The organism is Candidatus Dadabacteria bacterium, from assembly GCA_026708565.1.
Lineage (GTDB): Bacteria > Desulfobacterota_D > UBA1144 > Nemesobacterales > Mycalebacteriaceae > Mycalebacterium.
Genome location: JAPOUR010000029.1, coordinates 1 through 2509, shown reverse-complemented (window position 1 = coordinate 2509; position 2509 = coordinate 1). Strand labels below are relative to the sequence as shown.

Annotated in this window: 2 protein-coding genes; one reads left to right on the top strand and one right to left on the bottom strand. The window is 59.0% G+C overall.

Annotated elements, in window-relative coordinates; translation table 11 throughout:
• The coding region (locus OXF42_03785) for a D-alanine--D-alanine ligase (GenBank protein ID MCY4047216.1) at nucleotides 1-1109 on the bottom strand (1109 nt) is incomplete at its 3' end.
• A 138-nt stretch (nucleotides 1110-1247) separates the two neighbouring features.
• Between OXF42_03785 and OXF42_03780 the strand changes: the two genes are divergently transcribed.
• The coding region (locus OXF42_03780) for an acetyl-CoA C-acetyltransferase (protein MCY4047215.1) at nucleotides 1248-2509 on the top strand (1262 nt) is incomplete at its 3' end.

Genomic DNA, 2509 nt, shown 5'->3' with positions numbered 1-2509 from the left:
TTCAACCCCGCCGCGCGGGCGGAGGACTCAATGCCGAGGTCTATCAGACGGCTTATAAGTTCTGTGTAGGAAACCCCGCTCGCCTCCCACAGCATCGGATACATGCTTATGCTTGTGAACCCCGGAATGGTGTTCAGTTCGCTGACGAAAAACTCCCCGCTCCGGGGATTAACAAGAAAATCCACCCGCGCCATCCCCTCGCACCGCAAAACACCGAACGCCTCAACTGCGGCGGCACGCAGCCGTTTTTCCAGACGCGCGGGCAAAACGGCGGGAACATCAAGACGGCTTCCCCCGCCGCCGTATTTCGCCTCGTAGTCGTAAAACTCGCCTGACGGAACTATCTCCCCCGCAACGGACGCTTCGGGGGCATCATTTCCCAGAACGCCCACCTCTATCTCCCTCGCGTCCGGAACGGCGCGCTCAAAAATGACCGTTTCCGCAAATTCAAACGCCCTTTCCGCCGCCACGGCGGCGTCTTTTGCGGTTTTCGCTTTTGAAACGCCTATGCTTGAGCCGAGATTTGACGGCTTGACAAAACACGGCAGCCCCGCCCTCCGCGCGGCGGCGGTTGCGGACTTTGCCCCCTTTTTCTCCCACTCCGTTTTTCCAAGCCCCTCAAACGGAACAACCGGCAGCCCCGCGCCGCGCAAAAGGCGCTTGGAAACGAGTTTGTCCGAGCAAAGCGCGGAGGCCAGAACCCGCGCGCCGACGTACGGAACGCCCCAGTTTTCAAACACCCCCTGAATCGCGCCGTCCTCCCCGCCCGTGCCGTGAATGACGGGAAACGCCGCGTCTATGCGGATGTTCCGGGCGGTCTGCCCGCCGCGCGCGCGCGGCGGGAGCATGCGCAAAATCCCCTTTGCCGGCGCGGGGAAAAGAGCGCGGGAGTCCGCCCCCGGAAGCGCTGCGGAGCGCGTGAAGGCGCGCTCGTCCGCCTTTTTCCACACGCCCCCGCCGTCAACAAAAACGGCGAGAGGGCGGAAGCGCGAGCGGTCAAGATTGCTTATCAGCGAGCGGGCGGAGATTATTGAAATCTCATGTTCCGCGGAACGACCGCCGAAAAAAAATGCGACCGTCTTTTTCCGTTTCTTTGCAACAACCGCCATATTACCGCCCCAAACCTAACAGCAAATCCCCCGCAACGGCGGAAAAATTATTTTTTTGCATTATTTAATAATTCTATGTAAATTGTCCCAAGGCGATTTTTACCAAGAAAACCGCCCTTTCCAGAAGGAGGATTTTTAATGGAAAAAGTAGTTCTTTCCCACCCCGTCAGAACGGCCATAGGCGGCTTCGGCGGAACCCTGAAGGACATACCGGCCGTTGACCTCGGCGTCAGAGTCGTAAATGAAGTTCTTTCCGCCGCGGGAGTTGACCCCAAAGAGGTTGACGACTGCATAATGGGCAACGTGCTCGGAGCCGGACTCGGACAGAATCCGTCAAGGCAGGTCGCCGTCAATTCGGGGCTTGGAACGTCAACGCCGGGATTTTCAATCAACAGAGTTTGCGGTTCGGGGCTTCAGAGCGTCGCGCTGGCGGCTCAGGCAATCAAGGCGGAGGACGCCGATGTCATTGTCGCGGGCGGCATAGAAAACATGAGCCAGTCGCCCTTTTATCTCCAGAAGGCGAGATACGGATTCAGCCACACGGCAATGCCGAAACACGATGTCATAGACGGAATGGTTAAAGACGGCCTGTGGGACATTTTCAACGACTACCACATGGGCGTTACGGCGGAAAACCTTGCCGAGGCATACAACCTGTCAAAAGAGGCTCAGGATGAGTTCGCCTACAAAAGCCAGATGAAAACCGCCGCCGCGATGAAGGCGGGAAGGTTTGATGACGAGATCGTTACGGTTTCAGTTCCCCGCAGAAGGCAGGACCCGCTTGATTTCAGGACGGATGAACACCCGCGCCCTGATGTTACGCAGGACTCTCTCGCAAGGATGCGCCCCGTGTTCAAAATGGGCGGAACGGTAACGGCGGGCAACGCTTCGGGAATTAACGACGGAGCGGCCGCCGTGCTGGTCTCCTCGGAGAGCAGAGCGAGAGAACTCGGCCTCAAGCCGTTTGCGGCGGTGGTGTCTTACGCGGTCGGAGCGGTTGACCCGTCCATAATGGGAATCGGGCCCGTGCCGGCAATCACAAAAGCGCTGGACAAGGCGAACCTGTCTCTCGGAGACATAGACCTGTTTGAACTGAACGAGGCGTTTGCCGCGCAGTCTCTCGCCGTGTTGAGCGACCTGCCCATACCGGACAGCAAAGTGAACGTGAACGGCGGCGCGATAGCGCTGGGACATCCCATAGGCGCATCGGGGACTGTGATATTGGTCAAACTGCTTCACGAGATGAGAAAAAGGCCGTCGGCAAAACGCGGTCTTGCCGCCCTCTGCGTCGGAGGCGGAATGGGCGTGGCAATGATAGTGGAAAAAATCGGCGGCGCTTCCGCGTCCTACGCCCCCGCCACGGGAAGGCGCGGGCCCGGCAGGCCGAAAGGCTCAGGTGT